4 protein-coding genes are annotated in these 3,361 nt (G+C 71.2%); 2 read left to right on the top strand and 2 right to left on the bottom strand.

Going from position 1 to position 3,361, the window contains the following annotated elements:
- On the bottom strand, positions 1 to 373 hold a 373-nt coding region (locus tag ABNT58_RS09470), incomplete at its 3' end, for a pirin family protein (protein ID WP_348753239.1).
- Positions 374 to 408: 35 nt separating this feature from the next.
- Entirely contained in the window at positions 409 to 1,014 is a 606-nt protein-coding gene (locus ABNT58_RS09465) for an NAD(P)H-dependent oxidoreductase (RefSeq protein ID WP_348753238.1), read from the bottom strand.
- A 97-nt stretch (positions 1,015 to 1,111) separates the two neighbouring features.
- Between ABNT58_RS09465 and ABNT58_RS09460 the strand changes: the two genes are divergently transcribed.
- Positions 1,112 to 2,125 carry a LysR family transcriptional regulator gene (locus ABNT58_RS09460; protein ID WP_348753237.1) on the top strand — a complete coding sequence of 338 codons (1,014 nt, stop codon included), beginning with the start codon at positions 1,112 to 1,114 and terminating at the stop codon, positions 2,123 to 2,125.
- 71 nt (positions 2,126 to 2,196) lie between these two features.
- The coding region (gene egtB / locus ABNT58_RS09455) for an ergothioneine biosynthesis protein EgtB (RefSeq protein WP_348753236.1) at positions 2,197 to 3,361 on the top strand (1,165 nt) is incomplete at its 3' end.

Here is a 3,361-nt window from a genome sequence, read left to right as displayed (position 1 = left end):
TTTCCTGCTCGGGCAGTTCGCTGTGCACCACGCCGCGGCCGGCGGTCATCCACTGCACGCCGCCATCGTCCAGCAGGCCTTCGTGGCCGGCACTGTCGCGGTGGCGCATGCGGCCGGCGATCATGTAGGTGATGGTCTCGAAACCGCGGTGCGGGTGGTCGGGAAAGCCGGCGATGTAATCGTCCGGGTTGTCGGTGCCGAAGGCATCCAGCATCAGGTACGGGTCCAGCCGCCGCTGCAGCGGCTGGGTGAGCACCCGGGTGAGCTTGACGCCCGCGCCGTCGCTGGTGGCCATGCCGGCGACCAGCCGCTCCACCGTGCGCGGACGCGCCACGGTGGCGGTGTCGGTGTCGAAATCGGTGGCGGTGGTCATGTCATGGCTCCTTGCGGTGGCGTTGGAAACAGGGCTCAGGCCGTCACGGGCAAGAGCGCGGCGATCTGCTCGCGGGCGCTGGCCAGGGCGGCGGCTTCGGCGTCCGGGCCCATGGCCAGGCCTTCGGCGTAGACAAAGCTCACGTCGGTGATGCCCAGGAAGCCCAGCACGTTGCGCAGGTAGGGCACCTGGGTGTCGTGCGGCTGGTCGCGGTACAAGCCGCCGCGCGTCAGCACCGCGATGACCTTCTTGTTCTTCAACAGGCCTTCGGGGCCGTTGGCGGTGTAGCGGAAGGTGACCTGGGCGCGCGCGATGGCATCGATCCAGTTCTTCAGCTGCGACGAGACGCCGAAGTTGTACATCGGCACGCCCAGCACCACCACGTCGGCGGCCTGGATCTCGGCGATCAGCGCGTCGTCCTGGGCCACGCGGGCGGCCTGCGCGGGGCTGCGCTGGTCGGCAGGGGTGAACAGCGCCCCCAGCGCGGCTTCGTCCAGCGCCGGGTGCGGCTGGGTGGTGAGGTCGCGGCGCACGACGGTGGCGCCGGTGTGGGCGGCGGCCAGGCCTTGCACCAGCTCATCGGCCAGCTTGGTGGAGTGGCCGTTCTGGCGGGCGCTGGAATTGACTTGCAGGATGTTCATGCTGGGGCTCCGTGACAAGGGGGTTTGTGTGTCCGTGCAGTCAATGTATTGGCGCAGCTGTCACATCACTAGCCACTGTTCTGGATAACATCGTTCCATGAGCGCAACAATGGATGCCGACGACGCGTTGTCGCCCAGCCTGCATGCCGACGACCTGCTGCTGTTCGCACGGGTGATCGAAGGCGGCAGCTTCAGCCGCGCGGCCGAGCGCCTGCGGCTGCCCAAGTCGACGGTGTCGCGCCGGATTGCCGCGCTGGAGCGCCGGCTGGGCGAGCGGCTGCTGCAGCGCACCACCCGCAAGCTGGTGATCACCGAATTCGGCCAGGGCGTGCTGGACCATGCCCGCGCCATTGCCGAAGAGGTGGATGGCACGCTGGCGCTGGCGCTGCACCGGCAGGCGATGCCCAGCGGCACCTTGCGCGTCTCGGCGCCGGCCGACTTCGCCAACATGGTGATGGCCGAGATGCTGGGTGAATTCGTCCAGAAGCACCGCGCGGTGACGCTGCAGCTGGACCTGACGCCGCGCCGGGTGGACCTGATCGCCGAGAGCTTCGACCTCGCCATCCGCATGGGGCTGGCGCCCGACGACAGCCAGCTGGCGGCGCGGCAGCTGGCCGTCTTCAGCACCGGGCTGTATGCCGCGCCCAGTTACCTGGCCGCCCATGGCGAGCCGCAGACGCCCGAGGTGCTGGACGCGCTGGATGCGCTGATGATCCTCAGCCGCTCGGGCGACCCCATGCCCTGGCAGCTCAGCCGCACGCTGGCCGACGGCACCGCGCAGCACTGGACCGGCACGCCGCCGCGCCGCACCGTGGCCAACCTGCCCGACCTGCTGATGCGCCTGGCCTGCGAGGGCGCGGGCATCGTGGCGGTGGGCGACTTCATGGCCGAAGACGCGGTGCGCCGCGGCGCACTGGTGCGGGTGCTGCCCGACTGGCGGCTGCCCAGCACCACCGCCTGGGCGGTGTTTCCCGGCCGGCGGCTGATGCCGGCCAAGACGCGTGTGTTCATCGACGCACTGGCCGCGCGGCTGCGCACCTGCGACGATGCCGGCAAGTTCTCGCCGCCCACGCCGGGCACCACACCCTGGCTGGCCGCCGCGCCGCCCTGACGGGCACGGGCGTTGCCCCGTGCCCTGTTCCTGGGCGCCCTGGCGCCCACCCATTCACCGGGAGATAGCCGTTGCCTGCCGATTCGCCCGAGACCTCCTCGCTGCCCGCGACGCCCAGCGCCGCTGAGTTGGCGCGCCGCTATGCCGCGGTGCGCCGCCACTCGCTGGCGCTGGCCGAGCCGCTCTCGGCCGAAGACCAGTGCGTGCAGTCCATGCCCGACGCCAGCCCCACCAAGTGGCACCTGGCGCACACCACCTGGTTCTTCGAAACGCTGGTGCTGCAGGCCGGTGACGCGGCCTACCAGGCCCATGACCCGCGCTTCGCGTTCCTGTTCAATTCGTATTACGAGTCCTTGGGCCCGCGGCACCCGCGGCCGCAGCGCGGGCTGCTGACGCGGCCCAGCCAGGCCGAGGTGCTGCGCTACCGCGCCGCGGTGGACGAGGCCGTGCTGGCCTTCCTGCCGCGTGCGCAGCCGGCGCAGCCGGCGCAGCTGCAGGCGCTGGAGCTGGGCCTGCACCATGAGCAGCAGCACCAGGAACTCATCCTCACCGACCTCAAGCACCTGCTGTCGCAGAACCCGCTGCAGCCGGCCTACCTGCCGGCCCCGGCCGCTGCTGCAGACAGCCGCGCCCCGGCTGCACCGGCCCGCTGGCTGCGCTTCGAAGGCGGCATCGCCCAGGTGGGCCACAACGCAGGCGACGGCTTTTCTTTCGACAACGAGACGCCCCGCCACGACGTGCTGCTGCGCCCTTTCGAGCTGGCGCAGCGGCCGGTGAGCTGCGGCGAGTTCATGGCCTTCGTGCAGGCCGGCGGCTACCGCGACCCGCAGTGGTGGCTGTCCGAAGGCTGGGCCGCGGTGCAGGCCGGTGGCTGGCAGGCACCCTCCGGCTGGACCGGCTGGGACGGCGATGCGCCGCAGCTGTTCACCCTGTTCGGCCTGCAGCCGCTGCGGCCCGATGAGCCGGTGTGCCATCTGAGCCTGTATGAAGCCGCCGCCTATGCCGCCTGGGCCGGTGCCCGGCTGCCGACCGAATTCGAATGGGAAACCGCGATGCGCCGCAGCGGCGCAACGCTGCGCCGGGCCGACGAGGCGCTGCACCCCCACCCGCGCGCCGTGGCACTGGAAGACAGCGCCGTGCCCCAGGGCCTGCACGAGGTGTGGGAGTGGACTCGCTCTTCCTACGACCCCTACCCCGGCTTCGTGCCGCTGGGGGGGCCGGCCGCCGAATACAACG

It is taken from the genome of uncultured Aquincola sp., assembly GCF_964001545.1.
Classification (GTDB): Bacteria; Pseudomonadota; Gammaproteobacteria; order Burkholderiales; family Burkholderiaceae_C; genus Aquincola.
Note: the sequence above shows the minus strand (reverse complement) of the source record. Positions and strands in the feature narration are given on the sequence as shown.